At 68.8% G+C, this 1088-nt stretch carries 1 protein-coding gene; it reads left to right on the plus strand.

The annotated features are described in order from the left end of the window. Nucleotides 1–33 precede the first annotated feature (33 nt). A protein-coding gene (locus FFK22_RS41865) for an IS630 family transposase (RefSeq protein WP_138893703.1) occupies nt 34–1088 on the plus strand; the annotation gives its coding sequence in 2 pieces (ribosomal slippage) (nt 34–517 and nt 517–1088; 1056 coding nt annotated over the 2 pieces). This gene is flagged as partial in the annotation.

Raw genomic sequence — 1088 nt, forward strand, 5'->3', positions numbered from 1 at the left:
CTCACTGTCATCGCAGCGCAGGAGGGAGCGGCGATGGCAGGGGTTGAGATCACGCGACAAGATATGACGGCGTCACAGTTGCGGGCGGCTGCGGCGAAGACGGGGGATGCCGGCGCAGCCCGTCGGATGCTGGCGATCGCACTGGTGTTGGAGGGAGTGGACCGGAAGACGGCGGCGCTGAGCTGCGGTATGGATCGGCAGACGCTGCGCGACTGGGTACACCGCTACAACGCCGAAGGGGTTTCTGGCCTGACCAACCGCAAGGCGCCGGGGCCGCGGCCGCGGCTGAGCACCGCGCAGAAGCAAGAGCTCGCGGCGCTGGTGGAGAGCGGCCCAGCCCCAGAGGTGGACGGCGTGGTGCGGTGGCGCCGGGTCGACCTGAAGCGCAAGATCGAGGCGATGTTCGGCGTGGAGATGCACGAGCGCACGGTCTCCAAGCAACTCGCCGCACTCGGCTTCGTGCGGCTGTCGGTGCGCCCGCAGCACCCCAAAGCCGACCCCGCAGCGCAGGAGGCGTTCAAAAAAACTTCCCCGAGTGGGTCGCGGCGGTTCTCCCCGAGCCCGCCCGCGGCAAGCCGCTCGAGATCTGGTTCCAAGACGAGGCCCGGGTCGGTCAGCAGGGCACGCTGACCCGGGTCTGGGCCCGACGCGGAACCCGCCCGCGCGGCCCCCGCGACCGGCGTTACAAATGGGCCTACATCTTCGGCGCCGTCTGCCCGGCCCGCCGGGCCACCGCCGCTCTGGTCCTGCCCAAGGCCAACGCCGAAGCCTTTGCCTTGCACCTGGCCGAGATCAGCCGCCACGTCGCGGCCGGCGCGCAGGCCATCCTGGTCCTCGACGGCGCCGGCTGGCATGGCGCCGACATCGACGTCCCCGACAACATCACGCTTCTCGAACTGCCGCCCTATTCGCCCGAGCTCAACCCGGTCGAGAACGTCTGGCAGTATCTGCGCCAGAACAAGCTCGCCATCTCCGTCTTCGACAGCTACCTCGACATTCTCGACAAGTGCTGTCAGGCCTGGAACTTCTTCGCCCACGACCAAGCCGCCGTCGCCTCCATCACCTCGCGATCGTGGGCTCAGGTCAAG

Source organism: Mycobacterium sp. KBS0706, assembly GCF_005938675.2.
Taxonomy (GTDB): Bacteria; Pseudomonadota; Alphaproteobacteria; order DSM-16000; family Inquilinaceae; genus Inquilinus.